The following is a 19,914-nucleotide window of genomic DNA, read 5'->3' as shown; positions in this document are numbered from 1 at the left end:
AAACGGTACAGGGTCACCCTGAGCCGCTGCTGAGACCCGTTCAGACCAGCGTGAGCAGGCCCACCACGGACCCCGCCGCGAGGCCCAGCAGCACCGCCAGCAGCAGGATCCAGTACGCGGGCAGCTGCGCCGACGGCCTCGGTGGCGGCGGCGGGGTGTACGCCGTCGGCGCCTCGGCGACCGGGTCCAGTGCCGCCCGCTCGCGCTCCAGGGAGTCCGCGCTCGCGCCGGACAGCAGCCCGTACGCCGACGGCAGCTCGTTGATCGCGCTGGTCGGGACGGCGTCAGTGGCCTGCTCGGGCTCGCGAGCCGACGCAGGCGACGCCGAAGGGGCGAAGACCGCTTGCGCGCGAAGGGCGTCCGCCAGCAGTTGCTCGGGGTCCTTCGGCTCGCTCATCTCCGCCCGTCTCCTCGTGCTCAGACCTAGGTGCTCAAGGTAGCCGTTCCCACCTCGGCGACCCATTCACCCCGGCGCAGCACCTTCGCGGGCCGCAGGTCCTGGTCGAGGATCACGATGTCGGCCGCGTAGCCCTGGCACAGCATGCCGGTGTGGCCGGCGATGCCGAGCAGCTCGGCGGGTCGTTGCGACGTCGCGTGCACCGCGTCGAGGATGCCGAGTTTCGCACCCCGGATGAGATTGCGGAAGGCGGTGTCCATCGTCAGGGTGCTGCCGGCCAGCGAGCCGTTGTCGGCGAGGGTCGCGACGCCGTCGTGGACGTCGACCTCGAGCCGGCCCAGCGTGTAGCGGCCGTCCGCCGCGTCGGTGGCCGACATCGCGTCCGTGATGAGCACCGTGCGGTTGCGGCCCGCGTGCTTCGCGGCCAGCCGCACGACCGTCGGGTGCAGGTGCACCAGGTCGCAGATGAGCTCGATCGTGATGCGCTCGTCGTCCAGCAGCGCCCCGACCGGGCCCGGCTCGCGGTGGTGCAGCGGCCGCATGCCGTTGAACAGGTGGGTCGCGACCGTCGCACCCGCGTCGATGGCGGGCAGCAGCTGCTCCTCGACGCCGTCGGTGTGCCCGATGGCGGCGATGACGCCCGATTCGGCGAGCTGCCGGACGGCCTTGACGCCGCCGTGCAGCTCGGGGGCGATGGTGACCATCCGGATCGCGCCCTGGCCGGCCCTCAGGAGCTTGTCGACCGTGCCGGTGTCCGGCTCGAGCAGCGTCTCCGGGTCGTGCGCCCCGCAACGGGCCTTCGAGATGAACGGCCCCTCCAGGTGGATGCCCGCGACCTCGCCGTCCTGGGCGAGTTCACGCAGCGCCGCGACCTGCTCACGCAGGATGTCCACCGGGTCGGACACCAGGCTGGCGAGCATGGTCGTGGTGCCGTGACGGCGGTGCGCTCGCACCGCCGTCAGGAGCTCTTCGGGATCGAGGGAGGTGAACGAAGCACCTCCCCCGCCGTGGCAGTGGGTGTCGATGAACCCGGGCACGACCAGTGCCCCGCCGACGTCCACGTACTCGCCCGACGGCGGGGTCCCGGAACCCACGCCGGCGATCCGCCCGTCGGTGACGGCCACCCAGCCGTCGTCGAGTAGACGGTCCGGGGTTGCGACCCGGCCGCCCATGATCACGAAATCTCCGGCGCCTCTCACGCCCCCCAGCATATATTGGTCTGGACCAAGCATGGTGATACGACTCAGTGATCGGAATGGTCCACCCGGGTCACTGTGGGGCCTGCATGGCCTTCTGGAGTGCCTCGAGAGCCCGGCTGGCGGTCGATTTAACGGTACCCTTGGAAATGCCTGCGGCCTCAGAGATTTCGGCCTCGCTCAGCCCACCGTAGTAACGCAGCACCAGCACTTCGCGCTGGCGGGGCGGCAGCTTGGACAGCGCGCTGACCACGGCCTGGTGCTCGCTGGACAGCATCGCGAGGCTCTCGGCGGACCGCGCGTTGACCGCGTGCGGCGGCACGTACTCCCGCGCGGTCTTGCGGCGGCGCAGCACGCTGCGCGACCCGTTGACCACGGCGGTGCGCAGGTAGCCGACCGCGGCGGCGGCGTCGCGCAGGCGGCCCCAGTTGCGATGCAGGCCGGTGAAGGCCTCCTGGACGACGTCTTCCGCGGTCGCGGGCTCGTCGACCAGCAGGATCGCCAGCCGGACCAGCCGCATGCGGTGCTGGCGGTAGAGGTCTTCGAGGGTCAGCGGCGCGGCTGTCTGAGCCGGTGCCGGACCGTCCATGACCCGCAGGTGGCCGAGGGTCGCCTCGACACTGCGTTCCGCATTGCCCTCGAGCATGAACCCCTGCCTGTTCTCGACCCCGGTTTGCACGGTGTGCCGCGTCAGCAGGTTCACGGTATTCACAGCGCTCACACAGGTACTGACGCACGCCTAGCCTATCGGGTTGGCCCCGCGTCGCCAGAGTTCGGATGCTGGGACACAGGGTAGCGTCGGTCGCGTCCCGCCCGTCCGAGCACGGAGATCCGCATGGCCTGGTACCTCGTCGAAATCACCTACGTCCAGGAGAAGCTCCAGGAGGTGCGGCCGCGCCACCGCGAGTTCCTGGGCAAGCTGGCCGAGGAGGGCCGGGTCGCGGTCGCCGGGCCGCTCGGCGACGGCACCGGCGGCCTCACGCTCTACCAGGCCGACGACGAAGCGCACCTCAAGGAGACGATCGACCGGGACCCGTACTTCCTGGAGGGCGTCATCGCCGAGCGGAGCGTCCGCGAGTTCAAGCCGGTGATCGGCGCCTGGGTCCCCGAGGGGTCATAGGTCGAGCACCGCGGTGCCGCGGTCGACGCAGATCCGCATGGACCCGCCGCCGGCCGTCGGCACCGCGCACGTCCCGCAGAAGCCCTGGCGGCACGAGTACGCCGTACCCGGCCGCGCTTCGCGGAGGACGTCGAGGGCGGTCCGGTCGCCCGGAACCTCGAGCACTCGACCCGACCTGCGCAAAGTCAGCTGGAACGGCTCGCCTTCGACGATCGGCGGCGGTGCGAACCGCTCGAAGTGCACCGCGCCCGAGGTCAGCGCCAGGTCGACGCGGACACCGCTGATCATCGGCGCCGGGCCGCAGCAGTACACCGAGGCGCCGTCCGGCAGGCCGTCGAGCAGTTCGGCGCCCGACGCCGGGATGCCGTACTCGGTGTCCGGGCGGATCCGGACGCGGTCGTCGTCCGGCAGTTCGTCCAGGAACGGCATCGACGCGCGGCTGCGGCCGGCGTAGACCAGCCGCCAGTCCGCGCCGATGGCCTCCGCGCGGTGGACCATCGGCAGGATCGGGGTGATCCCGATGCCACCCGCGATGAACCAGAACGGTCCCGGGCCGACGAAGGGGAACGCCGTCCGCGGCCCGCGCACGGTGACCCGCGTGCCCGCCGTGAGGGCGTGGACCTCGGCCGACGCGACGCCGACCTTCCGCACCGCGATGCGGTAATGGTCCGTTTCGGACGGGTCGCCGCACAGCGAATACTGTCGCACCAGCCCGGACGGCAGCACGAGGTCGAGGTGCGCGCCCGGCCGCCAGCCCGGCAACGCCGACCCGTTCGCGAGGCGCAGGCCGACCACGCCCTCGGCCTCGGGTTCGACGGATTCGACCACCAGCGGCAGGTTCCGGTCCACCGCCCGCACCGGCGGACGGCGTTTCCCGCTGAAGCGCGACAGCCGGCGGTAAACGCCCACGACACCGACCAAAGTGGACATCAGGTGGTCGGTCCGGCCGCTGCCGTCCAGCCGGGCGGGCCGGCCGAGCGTCATCCCGCCGCCCGGGCGGCGGGTGAGCTCGCCAGGTAGGCCACGGCCTGTTCGGTGTTCCCGGTCTCCGCCGGGTGGTAGGACTTCCGGAAGTACGGCCGGATTTCGCGCAGCAGCTGACGTCCGGTCGGCAGCAGCCCCCGCTTCGCCGCCCGGCGGTACCCGCGCAGGGACGCGCGGCCCGGGCGGGTCGGGTCGTTGCGCACCAGGTAGCGCGTGCCGCGGGCGAAGACCCACGCCAGCACCGGCGTCACGGCCGCCATGCTGCGCACCCGGCGCGTGTACCGGCCGTCGAGGTGCACGAACAGGTCGAACGCGACCGACCGGTGCTCGACCTCTTCGGCGCCGTGCCAGCGCAGCAGGTCGAGCATCACCGGGTCGGCGCCGGCGTCCTCCAGCGGCGCGTCGAGCACCCACTGGCCGAGGAACGCCGTGTAGTGCTCGATCGCGGCGATGATGCCGAGCCGTTCGACCAGCCACTCCTCCGCGGCCCGCCCGGTCAGGTCGCGGTCGCCGAGCAGCTTCCGGAACAGCCACTCCATCTGCGCGACGAACGGCCGCACCGGCACGCCGGCGGCTTCGAGGTGCGCCGCGGCACCGTCGTGCGCCTCGGCGTGCACCGCCTCCTGCCCGATGAAGCCGAGGACGTCCTCCTTGAGCCGGTCGTCCCGGATCAGCGGCACCGCCTGCTTGAACACCTCGACGAACCAGCGCTCGCCCTCCGGCAGCGCCAGGTGCAGCACGTTGATGGTGTGCGTGGCCTGCGGCTCGCCGGGGATCCAGTGCATCGGCAGCGCCGCCCAGTCGAACTTCACGTCCCGCGCGTGCAGGACGATCTGCTCGTCCGGGGAAGTCATGACGAGCGCCCGGACAGCTCGTAGTCGGCCGGGTCGACCTTGCGCGTCTCGAGCCAGTAGCGCCAGGTGAAGCCGGGCCAGATCGTCCGGTTGACGCCCTTCGCGTCGAGGTACCAGCTCTTGCAGCCGCCCTGCGTCCAGACGCCCTTGACGAGCTTGTCCTGGATCTCCTGCTGGAACTTGTCCTGCACGCCGGGCCGCACGTCGAGCGCGGCCGCGTCGCGGGAGTCGGCGAGCTTGATCGCGTCGACGACGTACTTCGCCTGCGACTCGATCATGAACACGACGGAGTTGTGGCCCAGCGCGGTGTTCGGCCCGAGCAGGAAGAACAGGTTCGGGAAGCCGGACACGGTGATGCCCTTGTGCGTCCGCATGCCCTCGGCGGCCCACTCCTTGGCCAGGTCACGGCCGTCGACGCCGGTGATGTCGAGGTACTCCAGCGCGTCGGTCACCTTGAAGCCGGTGCCGTAGACGATCGCGTCGACCTCGTGCTCGACGCCCGCCGCGTCGACGATCGAGTGCGCCTTGACCTCCTTGATGCCGGACGTGTTCACGTCGACGTTCGGCCGGTTCAGCGCCGGGTAGTAGTCGTTGGAGATCAGGACGCGCTTGCAGCCCATCGTGTAGTCCGGCGTGACCTTCTTGCGCAGCGCGGGATCCTTGACGCCCTTGGCGATGTGCCGCTTCGCGATCAGCTCGCCGGCCTTCATGATCGCCGGGTGGCCGTTGAAGCCGACGGCGCGGACCTCGAGGAACCAGTACAGCGCGTTGCGGTAGAGCCGCTGGGTGCCGGGCACGCGCTTGAACAGCTGCTGCGCCCACGACGGCATCGCGTGGTCGGGTTTCGGCATGATCCACGGCGGCGTCCGCTGGAAGAGCGTCAGCTCGGCGACGTCGGGGGCGATCTTCGGGACGAACTGGATCGCGCTGGCGCCGGTGCCGACCACGGCGACCTTCTTGCCGCGCAGGTCGTACTCGTGGTTCCACTGCGCGGAGTGCCAGGTCTGGCCCTTGAACTTCGCGATCCCGGGCAGTTCGGGGACCTGCGGGATGTGCAGGCCCCCGACACCGGAGACGAGGAACTGCGCGACGAACTCGCGGCCGTCCTTCGTCGTCGCCGTCCAGCGGCGCTCGCCTTCGTCCCAGTGGGCGCCGGTGAGCTCGACGCCGAACCGGATCTTCTCGCGCAGCCGGTACTTGTCCGCGACGCCCTTGAGGTACTCGAAGATCTCCGGCTGCGGCGAGAACGACCGCGACCAGTCCGGGTTCTGCTCGTAGGAGAACGAGTACATGTGCGACTGCACGTCGCACGCGCACCCGGGGTACGAGTTGTCGCGCCAGGTGCCGCCCACCTCGCCGGCCTTCTCCAGGATCACGTAGTCCCGGATGCCGGCCTTTTCGAGCTGGATCGCCTGGCCGAGCCCGGAGAACCCGGTGCCCACGATTACGACCTTGAACCGCTCGGTCATCTGTCGGCCTCCGCTGCGTCGAGTTGGCTGCCCAGATGACGTTACCTCAGGTAACAGTTACTTGGAAGTACTCCCTACTGGTTAGTACGTCCCACCGAGCTTGGTGTGGTCCCAGCTGACGATCTTCGTCGGGTGGAAGATCAGCCCGATGCGTTTCGGGGCCTGACCTGCGATGAAGGCACTCAGCTCATCGGGAACCGGGTCGCCGGGCTTGGCGCCGGCGTAGCGCTGCATGAGCGTGATCCCCATCCGGGTGACTTCCGCCGTGTCCTCGACGAGCTGGACGTCGGCCTCGAGCGAGACGCCGCGCAGCTTTTCGTAGCTGTCGCCGTCCTCGATGAGCACGGTCGCCTCGGGCAGCCGCCGGAGGTTCTTCGCCTTCTGCGACGTGCCGTACGTCCAGGTGGCGACGCCGTCTTCGTGCGGGAAGTACCAGAGCGGCGCGAGGTGCGGCCGGCCGTTCGGGCCGACGCTGGCGACGTTGATGACCTTCTGCTCGGCGAAGTACGCGCGCACTTCGTCCTCGGTCATCCGGATCTGGTCGCGACGGGACATGCTCACCCCTTGGTGGCGGCCCGGCCGCCGTGGCCGGTGACCGCCGACTCGAACGCGCCGCGGGCCTCGATGTCGGCCAGCGCGGCCCTGTCCGCCGAAGGTACCCGGCTGCGCGACCCGATCTCGATGATCGGCGGCAAGAACGCGCGGAGGAGCTTCAGCCCGCCGACCCAGCGCGGCACGTGGATGGTCCGGGCGCGCTTGAGGATGCCCGCTTCGAGGTCGTCGAGGGCGACGTCGAGCGGGTAGGTCTTGCCGATCAGGCCCGGCATCGACGCGCGGAGCTTGCCGAACACCGGGTGCGCGTCGGCGCTCTCGACGAGGTCGGTGCGGATCCACGTCGGGTGCGCGACGCCGACCTTGACGCCCAGGTGGGCGACCTCGGCGCGGAGGCTGTTGGAGAACGCTTCGACGCCCGCCTTCGCGGCGGCGTAGTTCGCCATGCCCGGCGCGTGCGTGATCGCGGCGAGGCTGGAGATGGCCAGCAGGTAGCCCTTGCGCTCGATGACGTGCGGGAGCGTGACGCGGAACGTGCGCCAGACGCCGAGCAGGTCGACTTCGATGACCTTCTCGAACGCGGCCCGGTCGACCGAGCGGACGAAGCCCGCGGTCGCGATGCCGGCGTTGGCGATCACGATGTCGATGCCGCCGAAGTGCTCGACCACGCCGGTCACTGCGTCATTGAGGGCGTCCCAGCTGGTGACGTCGGCTTCCCAGGCTTTCGCGCCGGGCCCGATCCGGCCAGCGACCTTCTGCTGCTCTTCGGCTTCGAGCCCGACGAGGGCGACCTTCGCGCCGCGCGCGGCCAGGCGTTCGGCCAGCCCGGCGCCGATGCCGCGGGCGGCGCCGGTGATCAGCACGACCTTGCCGTCGACCTTCTTGGTGCCGCTCAGCAGCGAAAACGGGTTGGCCACGGTGCCCTCCTAGATGTCACTTGAGGGCACCGTACCCCACCTTACCCGCAGTAAGCTACCCGACAGTAGGGTCACTTTCACGGGAAAGCGCCGCTATTTCTTCCGGAGTCAGGTCGAGGGTCACCGACGCGATCAGGTCGGTGAGCTGCTCGGGCGTGCGGGCGCTGGCGATCGGGGCCGCGACGGTCGGCTGCTGCCGCAGCCAGGCGAGCGCCACCGTGGCGACCGATGCGCCGCGCGCCTCCGCCACCTCGTCCAGCGCCGCGAGCACGCGCTCGCCGTCGCCGTCCAAATAGGACTCCGCCCGGGTGGCGCGCGGGCTGTCGCTTCCGGCGCCCTTCGTGCGGTACTTCCCGGTGAGAAAGCCCTTGGCCAGCGCGAAGTACGGCAGGGTGGCGAGACCCTCGCGTGCGACGAGCGGGGCGAGGTCACGCTCGTAGTCGCGCTCGACGAGGTTGTAGTGCGGCTGCAGCACGGCGAACCGCGCGAGCCCGTTCCGGTCCGAAACCGACAGGGCTTCGGCGAGCCGTTCGGCGCTGTAGTTGGACGCGCCGAGGTGGCGCACCTTGCCCGCGCGGACCAGCGCGTCGAACGCTTCGAGCGTTTCCTCGAGCGGGGTGCCCGGGTCGTCGCGGTGGGCGTAGTAGAGGTCGATGTGGTCGGTCTTGAGGCGGCGCAGCGAGTCCTCCGCCGCGGCCTGGATGTTCTTCGCGGACAGCCCCGGCCGGCCGTCCCACATGCCGACCTTGGTCGCGACCACGACGTCGTCGCGGTTGCCGCGCGCGGCCAGCCAGTTGCCGAGGATCTCTTCGGAGCCGCCACCACCGCCGTAGAGGTCGGCGGTGTCGACGAAGTTGCCGCCGGCCGCGGTGTAGGCGTCCAGCACGGCGAAGGACTGCGGCTCGTCGGCCGTCCAGCCGAAGACGTTGCCGCCGAGGTTGAGGCCGTAGACGTCGAGATCGGTGTTGCCCAGCTTGGTCATGCCATCGACGTTAGTTTGTCGGTACCGGGAGGAAAATCGCCGTCTCACGCGTTGGAGTGTTCCATGGCTATCGAACTGGGCAAGCTCGGAATCTGGCGGTACCACGCGAACGTCGACGCGAAGTTCGCGACGGAAGCGGAGAAGCTCGGCTACGGCGCGATCTGGCTGGGCGGTTCGCCCGGCGCCGGCGACCTCGACTCCGTCGACGACCTGCTCGCGGCGACGGACTCGCTGGTCATCGCGACCGGCATCGTGAACATCTGGCAGGACGACCCGGCGTCGATCGCGAAGGTGTACGAGCGGATCGCGGGCAAGTACCCGGACCGCTTCCTGCTCGGCGTCGGCGCGGGCCACCGCGAAGCGACAAAGGAGTACAAGAAGCCGTACGCGGCCCTGGTCGACTACCTCGACGGGCTGGACAAGGCGGGCGTCCCCGTCGGCGGGCGGGCGTTGGCGGCGCTCGGGCCGAAGGTGGTGGCGTTGTCGGGCGAGCGCACGGCCGGCGCGCACCCGTACCTGACGACCCCGGAGCACACGCGCGACACCCGGGGGATCCTCGGCGCGGGCAAGCTGCTGGCCCCGGAGCACAAGGTGGTCCTGTCGACGGACGCCGCCGAGGCGCGGGCGATCGGCCGCACCACGGTCAAGTACTACCTCGGGCTGTCGAACTACGTCGCCAACCTGCGGAAACTCGGCTTCACCGACGCCGACCTGGAGGGCGAGGGCAGCGACCGCCTGATCGACGCGCTGGCGTTGCACGGCGACGCGGCGACGGTCGCGCGCGGGCTGTCGGCCCACCTCGACGCGGGCGCGGACCAGGTCGTCGTCCAGGTCCTGAACGAGGACCCGTGGCCCGGCTACCGGGCGCTGGCCGCCGAGCTGCTGTGATCCCCGTCCGGCCGCCGGCTCGCCCGGCGGCCGGGCGTCCCCTTCTGAACCGATTCGACGTGCGGAGAAGTTTCCGTGCGGGGACCGGTGTGCGACGGCGGTACACCTCGTACGATGCGGTCGGGACCCATCCCTGCCAAGGAGGAATACCGATGCCCATCGCGACCCCCGAGGTCTACGCGGAGATGCTCGACCGGGCCAAGGCGAACGAGTTCGCGTACCCGGCCATCAACGTGACCTCGTCCGAGACCGTGAACGCCGCCATCCGCGGGTTCGCCGAGGCGGAGAGCGACGGGATCATCCAGTTCTCCACCGGTGGTGCGGAGTTCGCGTCCGGCCAGAAGGTCAAGGACATGGTGACCGGCGCGACCGCGCTCGCGGAGTTCGCCCAGGTCGTGGCCGCGAAGTACGACGTCAACGTCGCGCTGCACACCGACCACTGCCCGAAGGACAAGCTGGACGGCTTCGTCCGCCCGCTGCTGGAGATCTCGACCGAGCGCGTCAAGAACGGCCAGAACCCGCTGTTCCAGTCCCACATGTGGGACGGGTCGGCGATCGACCTCGACGAAAACCTCGAGATCGCGCAGGAGCTGCTCGCCAAGGCCGCGGCCGCGCACATCATCCTCGAGGTCGAGATCGGCGTCGTCGGCGGCGAGGAAGACGGCGTCGCGCACGACATCAACGAGAAGCTCTACACCGCCGAAGGCGACTTCCTGAAGACGATCGACGCGCTGGGCGCGGGCGAGAAGGGCCGCTACCTGCTGGCGGCGACCTTCGGCAACGTCCACGGCGTGTACAAGCCGGGCAACGTGAAGCTGCGCCCGGACGTCCTCAAGGGCGGCCAGGAGGCGGCGGCGAAGAAGCTGGGCCTGCCCGCGGGCTCGAAGCCGTTCGAGCTGGTCTTCCACGGCGGCTCGGGCTCGCTCCCGGAGGAGATCCGCGAGGCGGTGTCGTACGGCGTGGTGAAGATGAACGTCGACACGGACACGCAGTACGCGTTCACCCGCCCGATCGTCGACCACTTCTTCAAGAACTACGACGGCGTCCTGAAGATCGACGGCGAGGTCGGCAACAAGAAGGTCTACGACCCCCGGTCGTACCTGAAGGCCGCGGAGGCCGGCATGGCCCAGCGCGTGGTCGAGGCCTGCCAGGCCCTCGGCTCGGCAGGCACGAAGGTCAAGTAGGACACCACGAAGGGCCGCCACGGAACACCGTGGCGGCCCTTCGTCGTGTGCGGGACGTGTCGCCTCGTCGAGGCCCGGTTCAGACCTCGACGACTTCCAGCAGGGACTCCAAGCCCTTGAAGTCGCGGGCATTGCGTGTGTAGAGGGGAAGATTCCGCACCGAGGCGATCGCGGCGATCATCAGGTCCAGCCGTCGTGGCCGGGGCGAGCGGCCCGCGGCGATCGTCAAGGCGACCAGGGTTCCGTAGCGCGCCGCGGCTTCTCCGTCGAAGGGCAACGGGGTGAACTCGACGATCGCCGCGCCCAGGTGCTCGTTGCGCACCGCACGCACCGCGGGGTCCGCCGTCGTGACGACGCCCTGGTGGAGTTCCGCCATCGTGACCGCGGTGATCTCCGGAAATTCCGGGAGCGCCTTCGGGTCCAGGGTGTCGAGGTCGATGTAGGTGCAGGTGTCGAGCACCCCGGCTGCGTGCCGCTCAGCCACGCTCGCGTTCCCACGGGTTGTCGTCGTCGCCGATCCGGTCCTCGCCGAACAGCTCGTCGGCTTCCCGTCGCAGCGCCGCCGCGTCCACCTTGGGCAGCCGCTTGTGCCGTTCGACCAGCTCTTCCGCGGTGAACCGCGGCAGGCGCGGCACCGGGCGCAGCTCGGCGATCTCCACGCCGTTGCGAGCGACGTGGAACGTCTCGCCCGCTTCGACCGCGTCCATGACCGCGGCCGAGTTGTTGCGGAACTCCCGCTGGCTGATCACCTTCACGAGTCGAGTGTAGCGCGTCGTGCTACGCGGTTACCCGCCTCGCGGACCACCGGCGCGTAGCCGGACCGGCCGCCGCCCACAGCACGAACACCCCGGCCAGCACCACCAAGGCCGTCCAGTACGCCACGGGCGGGGCCGACTCCGTGTGCGCGTCGCCGAGTACCCACGGCCGGAACTGCGCCTGCAGCCACAGCCCGCCGTAGCCGAACGCCGTCACCAGCAAAGCTCCCGCGCCCGCCTGCAGCACCCCCGTGCCCATCGTGAACGCCAGATCCACCGCCAGCCCGACGAGCAGCAGGTAGAACGGCACCGTCGACACCGGGAAGCCGAGCCCGAGCAGCAGGGGCCACATCACGGACCGATAAGCGACATAAGCCAGGGCCACCAGGGAAGCCGACCAGCGGCGGCCCAGCGTGTGCCGGGCCAGGGCCAGGATCAGCGCCGAAACCCCGATGCCCCACAGCGGGTACACCCACTCCGGGATCGGCATCGTGAAGTGTAGGATCGCCGCGCGGTCGACCGGGTGGCCGATCTGGTTGGCCGCGAAGGTCAGCAGCGACGGCTCGGCCTCCGGGGCGCCGCGCTCCCAGGCGCGCAGGCCCAGGATGCCGTACTCCTGCTGGCCGTTCGGGAAGAACGTGTTCTCGAGGAAGAACGCCCACAGCGCCAGCAGCACACCCGTCCGGAAGCGCCCCGGGGGCGACAGCCGGACCCAGCCCAGCAGCACGCCCGCCTGCATGATGCCCGTGCCCAGGTAGAGCATCATGTGGGACGGGCTCCACGCCGTCAGGTCGAGGCCGTTGACGCGGTGGTTGATGACGTCCAGCGGCGCCGCGACCAGGAACGTCAGCAGACCGATCTGCATCAGCCGCAGCGACGTCCGGTCGCAGCCCAGGCCCGTGTAGCTGTGGATCGCCACCAGCACGACGATGATCACCGTGCCGACGGTGTTGATGAGGTGCGGCGGCGCCAGGTCGTCGCGCAGCCACATGAAGTGCCACGACATGTCCCACGACGAGCCGAGCAGCTTGAACGCGAACGCCGCCAGCCACATCCCGTAGCAGAACCGCAGGACCCACTCCGGCGTCGGCTGCCCGGGGGCGCCGCGGTGCCAGTGCCGCGAGAAGAACAGCCGCGTCTTGCCGATCGGGCTGCGCGGGATCACGTCCGCCGGGACGTCGACTGCCTTGGCCATGCCGGACATCATGGCCGGTCATGGTCACGAGCGGGCCAAGACAGTGGCAAAGGACGCGAAAATGGGGTGTCACCCCTAAGGGTGGACGATTTGCCTTCACCGTGCGCGGCTTGGCATGGTGTGCCGCCATGATGCCGAAACGACTTGTGGCCGCTGTCCTGATCGGCGCGCTGGTGCTGGCCGGCGGCGGTGTGCTCGGGGCCCTGTTCCTCTGAAGGCAGAATGGGCGCCATGACGCACAACCTGCTCGGCCCCGAGCCGACGCTGCTGCCCGAGCACACCGCCGCCCAGGCCGCGCTCGACGCCGGGAGCGACCCGGCGACCGTCGCCGCCGAACACCCCGACTACAGCGAGGCGTGGGCCACGCTGGCCGAGAAGGCCCTGGACGCGGACGAGACCGTCGCGGCCTACGCGTACGCCCGCACCGGCTACCACCGGGGTCTCGACCAGCTGCGCCGCGCCGGCTGGAAGGGCTTCGGCCCGGTGCCGTGGGCGCACCGCCCGAACCAGGGGTTCCTGCGCGCCCTCGCCGTCCTCGGCAAGGCCGCCGGGAAGATCGGCGAAACCGAGGAGTACGACCGCTGCCGCACGTTCCTCGCGGACTCCGACCCCGCCGCCGCGGAAGCCACCGGCCTGAAGTGAAACCCGACGTCGTGAGTGTTCAGGGCGGATCTCACCGCCCTGAACACTCACGACAAGCCGCGGCAGACCCTCAGAAGAGGCCGCAGTTGCTGACTGCCGGGAGGCCGGCGAAGCGGCCTTCGAGCCAGGCGAACGCCTCCGGGTACGCGCGCACGGCGGTGAGCACGTGCGTGGGCACCAGGGACGTGCTGAACTGCACCTTCACGCCCTTGCCGCACCACGTCCGGCCCAGGTCGCGGTCCTGCGCGTAGGGCACGATGTCGTCGAGTGCGCTGTGGACGATCAGCACCGGCGCCGTCGGCTTGAGCGTCCCGATCTTCTGCTCGGCCACCCGGGACGCGTACGGCTCCTCTCCGAGGTACGCGACGAGCGAGCGGCCGTCGGTGGTCAGCGTCGACGACTGCGTGAACGCGTGCGCGGCGATCGCCTCCACCGTGCACTCGGTCCGGACCTGCTCGAACAGCTGCTTGCCCCGTGCGTTGAGCAGGGCCGGGATGTTCAGCTCCGGGTACGCGTAGTTCATGCTCACCAGCGCGAACCCGAGGAAGCCGACCGCGTAGTGGCCGTCGAGGTTCTTCGCCACCGACGCCAGGTCGGCCGGCACCGCGCCGGCGTACGCGCCCTTCAGGTTCAACTCCGGCGCGTAGCTCGGCTGCAGCTCCGCCGCGGCGGCCGACGCGCCACCGCCCTGGGAGTAGCCCGCGATCGCGACCGGGCCGTCGGGCGGCAGACTCGCCTCCGGCAGCCGCTGCGCCGCGCGGATCGCGTCGAGCACGGCGTGGCCCTCCGACGCGCGGTTGACGTACGTGTGGTCTCCCGGCGTGCCGAGTCCTTCGTAGTCGGTCACGACGACGCCGTAGCCCCGCGTCAGGAGCCCGGCGATGAACGGGCCCTCGTACTCGAAGCCCGCGGCAAGCGCTTTCGACGGCGCGCAGTCGTCGCCTTCGCCCTGCGTGCCGACGGCGTAGGAGACGATCGGCCGCACGCCGGTGCCGTGCCAGGCCGAGCGCGGGGTCAGCACCGTGCCGGTGACGGCGATCGGCGAGCCGTGCGTGTCGGTGCTGCGGTACATGATCCGCTGCACGTCCGCGTCGGCCTTGATCAGCTGGACCGGGTCGATGTAGAACGTCGACGCCTCGTGCCGGATGACGTCGCCGTTGCTCCCGGCCGGGAGCGGTGACGGGGGGTCGTAGAAGGACGCCGCGGAGGCGCCGGGAGCCACCAGGGCCAGTACCGAAACCGTGGCGACCGCCGCGGAGAGGGCGCGGCGAGAGAAGATACGCATGCTTGCTCCTCGTTGAGCAGGACTAGTGCGCGGGGAACACCTTTTCAGACAGAGGTGTCGGAAAAAGAATCAGGTGAGGTGGGTCACCATGTCAAGCCCGGCGCCGCGCGGACGGCCGCGCAAGCTCCCGGTCGGGGAGCAGCGCGCCCGCGTGCTGCACGCGACCGCGAAGGTCGTCGCGCAGCACGGGATGCAGGGCGCGACGATCGAGCAGATCGCCCGCGAAGCCGGCGTCTCGCGCCAGGCGGTCTACGAGCAGTTCGGCGACCGCGCGACGCTGTTCGCCGAGGTCGTGGCCGAAACCGAGGAGCAGGCCTTCGCCGCCATCGCGAGCCCGGCGGTGACCGACCTCCAGCCCGGTCTCCGGGCCTGGGCGCGGGCCAACTACGCCAACATGGTCACGTTCGTCGCCGACAGCCCCGAGGCCTACGGCGTACTCCGGGCGGCGGAGCGCGCGGGCGACCCCGCTCTCACCCGGTTGAGGGAGAGACTGGCGGTCGTCTACGCCGACGCCGCCCGCAAGCGGTGGGCCGCGCACGGCATCGATTCGGGCCGCGCCGACCGCGCGCTCGTCACGCTCTTCTTCGCGATGACGGAGTCATTGGTGCAGGCGACCTGGGACGGCGAGCCGCCGGACCAGGAAGCCCTGATCGACCTGCTCACCGAATTCACGGTCGGCGGCGTCGCCCGCCTCCAGACGAAGGCGAGCGACGTCATCGACCGGCTGCGGTGAGGCGCTAAGCCGCGGCCATCAGCGCCGCGGACCCGACCACCCGGTTGCGTCCGCCGTGCTTGGCGGCGTAGACGGCCGCGTCGGCCGAGGCCATCACTTCCTCGATCGACGACCCGTCGAGCGGGTAGGAGGCGACGCCGATCGAGGCGGTCTGGCGTTCGATGTCGACAGCCGCGCCTTCGTTGGTCTTCGTGCTGATGACCAGCTCGCTGACCCGCTGCCGGATCCGCTCCGCCGTGACGATGGCGTCCTCCTTGGAGGTCGCGGGCAGCAGGGCGACGAACTCCTCGCCGCCGAACCGGCCGACCAGGTCGTGGGCGCGCGTCTCCTGCTTGACCACGGCGGCGACCGCCTTGAGCACGTCGTCCCCCGCGAGGTGCCCGTAGGTGTCGTTGATCCGCTTGAAGTGGTCGAGGTCGATCATCATGGCGCCGAAGGTGCCGGCTTCCCGCTCGGCGCGCGAGATCTCCCGTTGTGCCCCGTCCTGCCAGGTCGTGGCGTTGAGCAGCTGGGTCTTCTGGTCGGTGGTCGCGAGCTCCTCGAGCCGCTTGATGAGCATGGACCGCTGCAGCACGTACAGCGGCAGGATGACCAGCACCGACAGCAGCGGCTCGTCGGTCAGCACCATCACCAGCAGCCCGCCGACGCACAGGGTGGCCAGCTCCAGCAGGTTGTCGTCCATGTTCCCCAGGCACCCCTCCACCGTGGCGTTCGCCTGGTTGGCCAGGTAGAGGCCGAGGCTGGTGAGGAGGGCGTTGACGACGAAGTAGATGGCCACCGCGAGGCACACGGTCGGCACGCTGATCTGCGGTGAGACGAGCACCGCGAGCCCGGCGGTGCACGCCGACAGGCTGGCGGTCGTGGCGTTGGCCGCGACGCGGTGGGGCTGCCCGGGGCGGGTGCCCGACCAGCTGCGCAGCGCCATGTTGACGTACAGCGACACGCTGAGCAGGGCGACCAGCTGCGCGGGCAGCAGCAGGCCGGCCGGGATGAGCCAGACCGACGTCATGTTGACGTGGGAGGTTTCGTTCAGGCTGCGCCGGGCACGCTCGATGCGGCGGCTGATCTCGTTCTGCGCGACGGCCAGCCCCAGCAGCAGGCCGAACATGCCGAACTGGTCAGGAGTGGCCGGAGTGGTGAAAGCCGCGGCGACCGCCCACGTGACCGCCGCGGTGATGGCGGTCAGGGTGAGCGCGATCCAGCGTGGCGGTCGCCGCCACAGCGCCCAGTCGGCAACACCAAAAATCAGGCCTTGTCCAGATCGTTCCCCCGATGTGACCATTTTTCCCCCAAGCTCTTGCGCTGTAGCGCGGTGACAACCCACTCACGGACAGTTTCAGCCCGTTTGCCTCCTGTCCACAAGGGCTTTCGGTGTGTACCTTTTTCCTGACGCCGGATGAAGGGTGACCAGCGATGCGAACCAGAGACCAGTAGCAGGGCGCACCGCAAGGTCGCGAGGTCTAGTACACCCGCGCGTGGAGCACGTGGTTCAGGCGTGCTCGGCGCGCGGGGCTTCGTCGTTCACGGGTTTGGAACGGTCCGCGTTCAGGGATCGGTACCACGCCAGGGCGAGCGGCGCCGTGAGTATCAATCCGGCAACGCCGAAGATGCCGACGGTCGTCTGCGCCCCCACGAGGTCGGTCAGGACCCCGCCGATGAGCGGGCTGATGCCGAGCATCGTCGTCAAGCCCGTGTTGGACAGTCCCATCGTCTGCGCGCGGTTCTCGTCCGGCACGGCCAGCGTCAGCGACGCCGTCGCCTGCAGCAGCGCGACCGAGCCGAACGCGCCGGACAGGACGAACAGGACGATCGACACCCACGGGTTCGGCTGCGCGAAGCCGACGAGCATCGGCACCGCGCACAGCGCCGACAGCGGGCCGATCAGCTTCGGCCGGGCGGCGGCCGGCACCCACCGCGTGAAGACGAACGTGCCGATCACGCTGCCCACCGGGTCGGCCGCGAGCAGGAGCCCGACGAGCTCGGGTCCGCCGCCCGCCGAGGAGACGTACGGCGCGGCGATCCCCTCGTAGACCGGCAGCAGGCCCATCAGCCAGGTGAACAGCACGAGGGCCCGCAGCGCGGGGTTGGCGAACGCCACCCGGCTGCCGGTGCCGACCATGGCGAAGAAGGACTTCCGCTTCTCGGCGTTCGCGGCCGGCGGCCGGGCCTGCACCCCGAACCGGACGAAGGCGGCGGAGAGCAGGAACGTGGCCGCGTCGAGCACCAGCGCGAGGTGCGGGTCGAGGGCCAGCAGCAGCGCGCCGCCGCCGGCGAACCCGAGCAGCTGCGCCGACTGCACGGTCATGCTGCGCACGCCCATGCCGACGACGAACCGGTCGCCCTCGAGGATCTGCGGCAGCAGCGCGAGCTGTGCGGCCTTGAACGGCGGGTTCAGCAGCGAGACGGCGGCGACCAGGACGCAGACCGCCCAGAACGGCAGCGCGGGGATGGCGACGAGCAGGATCAGGGCGGCCCGCAGCAGGTCGACCGTGACCATCACCGTGCGGCGCGAGAACCGGTCGGCGAGGCCGGTCAGGAAGATGCCGCCGATCAGCGACGGAGCGAACGTCAGCGCGTAGGTGAGGCCGGTCAGCGTGGCGGACCCGGTGACGGTGAAGACGAGGATGGACAGCGCGACCCGCGCCAGCTGGTCGCCGGCGATCGACAGCAGTTCCCCGAACCACAGCGCCCGGAACTCCGCGATCCCGAACACCTCGCGGAACGTGACGCGATCCCGCGGTGCTGCCATGCGCTATCTCCCGACCTCATCGTGCAGACCGTGACCCCCGGCGACGATACGTCCGGTCGGTCATGAGGCAGTCACGGTACGTGAGTTACCTCAGCCAGTGTCCCGTGACGGTTGGTAAATCTCTAGGTTCTTTCGCCGGTATCCAAGGTGTCACGGACGTGTCCTGAACGGGTCAGACGATAGCCCGCAGTGTCTGACCGGTCGCCCAGGAGTCACTAATGGATCATTCCGTACCCCTTGGCGGAGGACCAGAGGCAAAAGTAGCCACCTCGCGTTCGCGAGGTGGCTACCGGGAGAAGAGCGGGATCAGCCGTCGACGGCGAGGGCGTCCTCCGCGGGGGTCCGGGTGCGCCCGGCGGCCCGCTCGGCGTCGCGCTTGGCCACCTCTTCCCGCACGATCGGGATGACGTAGCGGCCGAAGTCGATCGTGTCGCCGAGCATGTCGTAGCCGCGGGCCGACAGGATCTCGACGCCGAGGTCGTAGTAGTCCAGCAGGGCCTGCGCGACCGTTTCCGGCGTGCCGACCAGCGCGTTCGAGTTGCCGGCGCCGCCGGTCGCGGCCGCCGTCGGGGTCCACAGCGCGCGGTCGAACCGCTCGCCCTGGGCCGCCAGCGCCAGGAGCCGCTGCGAGCCGGTGTTTTCGGGCTCGGTGAGCTTGTGCCGCCGGGTCAGCGGCTGCCCGCCCTTCGTGCGGTCCTTGATCGCCCCGACGGTCGCGTACGCCTTCTCCCAGGCCAGCTCCTCGGTCGGCGCGATGATCGGCCGGAACGCGACCTGGATCCGCGGCACGTCCGTGCGGCCGGCCGCCGCCGCGGCCGCCTTGACGGACTCGATCTGCTCCGCGGTCTGGGCCAGCGGCTCGCCCCAGAGGCAGAAGATGTCCGCTTCGGCCCCTCCGGCGGCGTACGCGGCGGGCGAAGAGCCGCCGAAGGAGACGTCCGGACGCGGCTTCTGCACCGGCTTGACGTCGCTGACGTAGTCGGCGAAGCGGTAGTACTGGCCTTCGAAGTCGAACGGCTCGTCGGACGTCCAGGCCTTCTTGATGATCTGGATGGCCTCGCGCGTCCGGCCGTAGCGCTCGTCCTTCGTGAGGTAGTCGCCCTCGCGTTGCTGCTCGTGGTCGTTGCCGCCGGTGATGAAGTGCACCGTGAGGCGGCCGTCGGAGATCTGGTCGAGTGTCGCGAACGTCTTCGCCGCGAACGTCGGGTACGAGACGTTCGGGCGGTGCGCGAGCAGGATCTGCAGCTTGTCGAGCTTGGTGGCGACGTAGGCCGCGGCCTGCGCCGGGTCGGGCGAGCCGGAGCCGTAGGCGAACAGCACCCGGTCCCAGCCGAAGTCCTCGTGCGCGCGGGCCAGGCGCAGCGTGTACTCCTTGTCGAACACCCCGCCGGAGCGGGCGTGCGTCTCGGACCCGTCGTGCGTGCCCCCGATGCCCAGGAACTCGACCGGCATTCCGTCCTCCATCCGTGCCCCCACCGCCGCCCTCAACGGAGGCGCTGCGCGCCGCTGGCCAAAACCTTCTCGCCTCGGTACTGCCAGAACTACGCCCGTGACGCGGGCGCGGCAACGAAGTCCGCAGGGTGGAACTCACCGCCGCCGGCGTTCGATCACCTCGATCGACGCGCGCACCTGGTCGAAGGTCGGCGGGGCGGCGCGGTTGAACACGACGGTCAGGGACCGGCGCGGGATGATGACGAACTCGACGTCGACCCCGGCCGCTTCCGCGGCCGCCTCGACGACGTCCCGCCAGTGCGCCGGGTCGATCCCCCCGGGGTCGGCCCATTCGTGTGCGAAGATCGCCCAGTTGCCCCTGAGCAGGGTGCCGACGACGTCCTGCGCGGTGTGGACGCGGTGCGGCGGGCCGATCTCAGCCGTCACGTCTTCGCAGTGCGAGTGGTGCCGAGAAGGCCCGGGCGCCTAGGAGCTGTCCTGTAAGTCATCGGAGCCAGAGCACGATTGCGGCGATGGTGAGCTCAGCCTGGTAATAGGCGGCGCGTTTGGCATAGCGGGTG

General features: G+C 70.3%; 22 protein-coding genes. 5 read left to right on the top strand and 17 right to left on the bottom strand.

Translation table 11 applies throughout. From position 1 onward, the window contains the following. Positions 1 to 40: 40 nt before the first annotated feature. The 3 genes from ACWEN0_RS07610 to ACWEN0_RS07600 all read right to left on the bottom strand — a co-directional run bounded on the left by ACWEN0_RS07610 (position 41) and on the right by ACWEN0_RS07600 (position 2,239). Complete coding sequence (locus ACWEN0_RS07610; protein WP_451969946.1) at positions 41 to 397, bottom strand: hypothetical protein; 357 nt, start codon at positions 395 to 397, stop codon at positions 41 to 43. A gap of 26 nt (positions 398 to 423) precedes the next feature. Then, on the bottom strand, positions 424 to 1,575 hold the full coding sequence (gene nagA, locus ACWEN0_RS07605) for an N-acetylglucosamine-6-phosphate deacetylase (protein WP_451971935.1): 1,152 nt from the start codon (positions 1,573 to 1,575) through the stop codon (positions 424 to 426). A gap of 91 nt (positions 1,576 to 1,666) precedes the next feature. Next, positions 1,667 to 2,239: an RNA polymerase sigma factor gene (locus ACWEN0_RS07600; RefSeq protein WP_163046624.1), complete on the bottom strand. Its 573-nt coding sequence runs from the start codon at positions 2,237 to 2,239 to the stop codon at positions 1,667 to 1,669. A 189-nt stretch (positions 2,240 to 2,428) separates the two neighbouring features. Between ACWEN0_RS07600 and ACWEN0_RS07595 the strand changes: the two genes are divergently transcribed. After that, positions 2,429 to 2,713, top strand: a complete 285-nt coding sequence (locus ACWEN0_RS07595) for a YciI family protein (protein WP_451969945.1) — start codon at positions 2,429 to 2,431, stop codon at positions 2,711 to 2,713. On the opposite strand, the gene ACWEN0_RS07590 is transcribed toward ACWEN0_RS07595, so the two are convergent. The 6 genes from ACWEN0_RS07590 to ACWEN0_RS07565 form a co-directional block, all read right to left on the bottom strand. Continuing rightward, positions 2,708 to 3,697: a PDR/VanB family oxidoreductase gene (locus ACWEN0_RS07590; RefSeq protein WP_451969943.1), complete on the bottom strand. Its 990-nt coding sequence runs from the start codon at positions 3,695 to 3,697 to the stop codon at positions 2,708 to 2,710. The two genes, ACWEN0_RS07595 and ACWEN0_RS07590, sit on opposite strands and share 6 nt — an antisense overlap. Continuing rightward, positions 3,694 to 4,551, bottom strand: a complete 858-nt coding sequence (locus tag ACWEN0_RS07585; protein WP_451969941.1) for a metal-dependent hydrolase — start codon at positions 4,549 to 4,551, stop codon at positions 3,694 to 3,696. Before ACWEN0_RS07585 ends, ACWEN0_RS07590 begins: the two co-directional genes overlap by 4 nt. After that, on the bottom strand, positions 4,548 to 6,020 hold the full coding sequence (locus ACWEN0_RS07580; RefSeq protein WP_451969939.1) for a flavin-containing monooxygenase: 1,473 nt from the start codon (positions 6,018 to 6,020) through the stop codon (positions 4,548 to 4,550). Before ACWEN0_RS07580 ends, ACWEN0_RS07585 begins: the two co-directional genes overlap by 4 nt. 81 nt (positions 6,021 to 6,101) lie before the next feature. Continuing rightward, positions 6,102 to 6,575, bottom strand: a complete 474-nt coding sequence (locus ACWEN0_RS07575) for a pyridoxamine 5'-phosphate oxidase family protein (RefSeq protein ID WP_451969938.1) — start codon at positions 6,573 to 6,575, stop codon at positions 6,102 to 6,104. Positions 6,576 to 6,577: 2 nt separating this feature from the next. Further along, positions 6,578 to 7,489, bottom strand: a complete 912-nt coding sequence (locus tag ACWEN0_RS07570; protein ID WP_451969936.1) for an SDR family oxidoreductase — start codon at positions 7,487 to 7,489, stop codon at positions 6,578 to 6,580. Between the two features lie 55 nt (positions 7,490 to 7,544). Then, on the bottom strand, positions 7,545 to 8,471 hold the full coding sequence (locus ACWEN0_RS07565; protein WP_451969934.1) for an aldo/keto reductase: 927 nt from the start codon (positions 8,469 to 8,471) through the stop codon (positions 7,545 to 7,547). A 63-nt stretch (positions 8,472 to 8,534) separates the two neighbouring features. Here ACWEN0_RS07565 and ACWEN0_RS07560 point away from each other — a divergent pair, with 63 nt between their 5' ends. Then, positions 8,535 to 9,359: an LLM class F420-dependent oxidoreductase gene (locus ACWEN0_RS07560; protein WP_451969933.1), complete on the top strand. Its 825-nt coding sequence runs from the start codon at positions 8,535 to 8,537 to the stop codon at positions 9,357 to 9,359. A 152-nt stretch (positions 9,360 to 9,511) separates the two neighbouring features. Then, a complete protein-coding gene (fbaA, locus tag ACWEN0_RS07555) occupies positions 9,512 to 10,543 on the top strand; it encodes a class II fructose-bisphosphate aldolase (protein WP_451969932.1) in 1,032 nt (343 codons plus the stop codon). Positions 10,544 to 10,622: 79 nt separating this feature from the next. Here the strand turns inward: fbaA and ACWEN0_RS07550 are convergent, their stop codons facing one another. Genes ACWEN0_RS07550 through ACWEN0_RS07540 form a run of 3 tightly spaced genes read right to left on the bottom strand, consistent with a single transcriptional unit; the run spans position 10,623 to position 12,493 of the window. Further along, complete coding sequence (locus ACWEN0_RS07550) at positions 10,623 to 11,027, bottom strand: type II toxin-antitoxin system VapC family toxin (protein WP_451969930.1); 405 nt, start codon at positions 11,025 to 11,027, stop codon at positions 10,623 to 10,625. Then, the gene (locus ACWEN0_RS07545) at positions 11,020 to 11,298 is read right to left on the bottom strand and encodes a type II toxin-antitoxin system Phd/YefM family antitoxin (protein WP_451969929.1); all 279 of its coding nucleotides are present in this window, start codon (positions 11,296 to 11,298) and stop codon (positions 11,020 to 11,022) included. Before ACWEN0_RS07545 ends, ACWEN0_RS07550 begins: the two co-directional genes overlap by 8 nt. A 22-nt stretch (positions 11,299 to 11,320) precedes the next feature. After that, positions 11,321 to 12,493, bottom strand: a complete 1,173-nt coding sequence (locus ACWEN0_RS07540; protein ID WP_451969927.1) for a hypothetical protein — start codon at positions 12,491 to 12,493, stop codon at positions 11,321 to 11,323. 231 nt (positions 12,494 to 12,724) lie between these two features. Here ACWEN0_RS07540 and ACWEN0_RS07535 point away from each other — a divergent pair, with 231 nt between their 5' ends. Then, on the top strand, positions 12,725 to 13,135 hold the full coding sequence (locus tag ACWEN0_RS07535) for a DUF3151 domain-containing protein (RefSeq protein ID WP_451969925.1): 411 nt from the start codon (positions 12,725 to 12,727) through the stop codon (positions 13,133 to 13,135). 70 nt (positions 13,136 to 13,205) lie between these two features. On the opposite strand, the gene ACWEN0_RS07530 is transcribed toward ACWEN0_RS07535, so the two are convergent. Continuing rightward, entirely contained in the window at positions 13,206 to 14,420 is a 1,215-nt protein-coding gene (locus ACWEN0_RS07530; RefSeq protein ID WP_451969924.1) for a lipase family protein, read from the bottom strand. Between the two features lie 88 nt (positions 14,421 to 14,508). On the opposite strand from ACWEN0_RS07530, the gene ACWEN0_RS07525 reads away from it, so the two are divergent. Next, entirely contained in the window at positions 14,509 to 15,153 is a 645-nt protein-coding gene (locus tag ACWEN0_RS07525; protein WP_451969923.1) for a TetR/AcrR family transcriptional regulator, read from the top strand. 4 nt (positions 15,154 to 15,157) lie between these two features. On the opposite strand, the gene ACWEN0_RS07520 is transcribed toward ACWEN0_RS07525, so the two are convergent. The 4 genes from ACWEN0_RS07520 to ACWEN0_RS07505 form a co-directional block, all read right to left on the bottom strand. Further along, positions 15,158 to 16,261, bottom strand: coding sequence for a GGDEF domain-containing protein (locus tag ACWEN0_RS07520; RefSeq protein WP_451971932.1), 1,104 nt, complete (start codon positions 16,259 to 16,261; stop codon positions 15,158 to 15,160). 381 nt (positions 16,262 to 16,642) lie between these two features. Then, complete coding sequence (locus tag ACWEN0_RS07515) at positions 16,643 to 17,902, bottom strand: MFS transporter (RefSeq protein ID WP_451969922.1); 1,260 nt, start codon at positions 17,900 to 17,902, stop codon at positions 16,643 to 16,645. A 306-nt stretch (positions 17,903 to 18,208) separates the two neighbouring features. Next, positions 18,209 to 19,354, bottom strand: a complete 1,146-nt coding sequence (locus ACWEN0_RS07510) for an LLM class flavin-dependent oxidoreductase (protein WP_451969921.1) — start codon at positions 19,352 to 19,354, stop codon at positions 18,209 to 18,211. A 135-nt stretch (positions 19,355 to 19,489) separates the two neighbouring features. Further along, complete coding sequence (locus tag ACWEN0_RS07505; RefSeq protein WP_451969919.1) at positions 19,490 to 19,780, bottom strand: hypothetical protein; 291 nt, start codon at positions 19,778 to 19,780, stop codon at positions 19,490 to 19,492. Positions 19,781 to 19,914: the final 134 nt, after the last annotated feature.

The organism is Amycolatopsis sp. NPDC004378 (assembly GCF_053602455.1).
This window is presented reverse-complemented; position numbering and strand designations above follow the sequence as displayed.

What these genes read in the sequence shown, in the direction of transcription:
- ACWEN0_RS07610 (WP_451969946.1), bottom strand. Translation starts at nt 397, where the DNA reads ATGAGCGAGCCGAAGGACCCCGAGCAACTGCTGGCGGACGCCCTTCGC.
- ACWEN0_RS07600 (WP_163046624.1), bottom strand. Translation starts at nt 2,239, where the DNA reads ATGCTCGAGGGCAATGCGGAACGCAGTGTCGAGGCGACCCTCGGCCAC.
- ACWEN0_RS07595 (WP_451969945.1), top strand. Translation starts at nt 2,429, where the DNA reads ATGGCCTGGTACCTCGTCGAAATCACCTACGTCCAGGAGAAGCTCCAG.
- ACWEN0_RS07590 (WP_451969943.1), bottom strand. Translation starts at nt 3,697, where the DNA reads ATGACGCTCGGCCGGCCCGCCCGGCTGGACGGCAGCGGCCGGACCGAC.
- ACWEN0_RS07585 (WP_451969941.1), bottom strand. Translation starts at nt 4,551, where the DNA reads ATGACTTCCCCGGACGAGCAGATCGTCCTGCACGCGCGGGACGTGAAG.
- ACWEN0_RS07580 (WP_451969939.1), bottom strand. Translation starts at nt 6,020, where the DNA reads ATGACCGAGCGGTTCAAGGTCGTAATCGTGGGCACCGGGTTCTCCGGG.
- ACWEN0_RS07575 (WP_451969938.1), bottom strand. Translation starts at nt 6,575, where the DNA reads ATGTCCCGTCGCGACCAGATCCGGATGACCGAGGACGAAGTGCGCGCG.
- ACWEN0_RS07565 (WP_451969934.1), bottom strand. Translation starts at nt 8,471, where the DNA reads ATGACCAAGCTGGGCAACACCGATCTCGACGTCTACGGCCTCAACCTC.
- ACWEN0_RS07560 (WP_451969933.1), top strand. Translation starts at nt 8,535, where the DNA reads ATGGCTATCGAACTGGGCAAGCTCGGAATCTGGCGGTACCACGCGAAC.
- fbaA (WP_451969932.1), top strand. Translation starts at nt 9,512, where the DNA reads ATGCCCATCGCGACCCCCGAGGTCTACGCGGAGATGCTCGACCGGGCC.
- ACWEN0_RS07540 (WP_451969927.1), bottom strand. Translation starts at nt 12,493, where the DNA reads ATGGCCAAGGCAGTCGACGTCCCGGCGGACGTGATCCCGCGCAGCCCG.
- ACWEN0_RS07535 (WP_451969925.1), top strand. Translation starts at nt 12,725, where the DNA reads ATGACGCACAACCTGCTCGGCCCCGAGCCGACGCTGCTGCCCGAGCAC.
- ACWEN0_RS07530 (WP_451969924.1), bottom strand. Translation starts at nt 14,420, where the DNA reads ATGCGTATCTTCTCTCGCCGCGCCCTCTCCGCGGCGGTCGCCACGGTT.
- ACWEN0_RS07525 (WP_451969923.1), top strand. Translation starts at nt 14,509, where the DNA reads ATGTCAAGCCCGGCGCCGCGCGGACGGCCGCGCAAGCTCCCGGTCGGG.
- ACWEN0_RS07520 (WP_451971932.1), bottom strand. Translation starts at nt 16,261, where the DNA reads ATGTTCGGCCTGCTGCTGGGGCTGGCCGTCGCGCAGAACGAGATCAGC.
- ACWEN0_RS07515 (WP_451969922.1), bottom strand. Translation starts at nt 17,902, where the DNA reads ATGGCAGCACCGCGGGATCGCGTCACGTTCCGCGAGGTGTTCGGGATC.
- ACWEN0_RS07510 (WP_451969921.1), bottom strand. Translation starts at nt 19,354, where the DNA reads ATGCCGGTCGAGTTCCTGGGCATCGGGGGCACGCACGACGGGTCCGAG.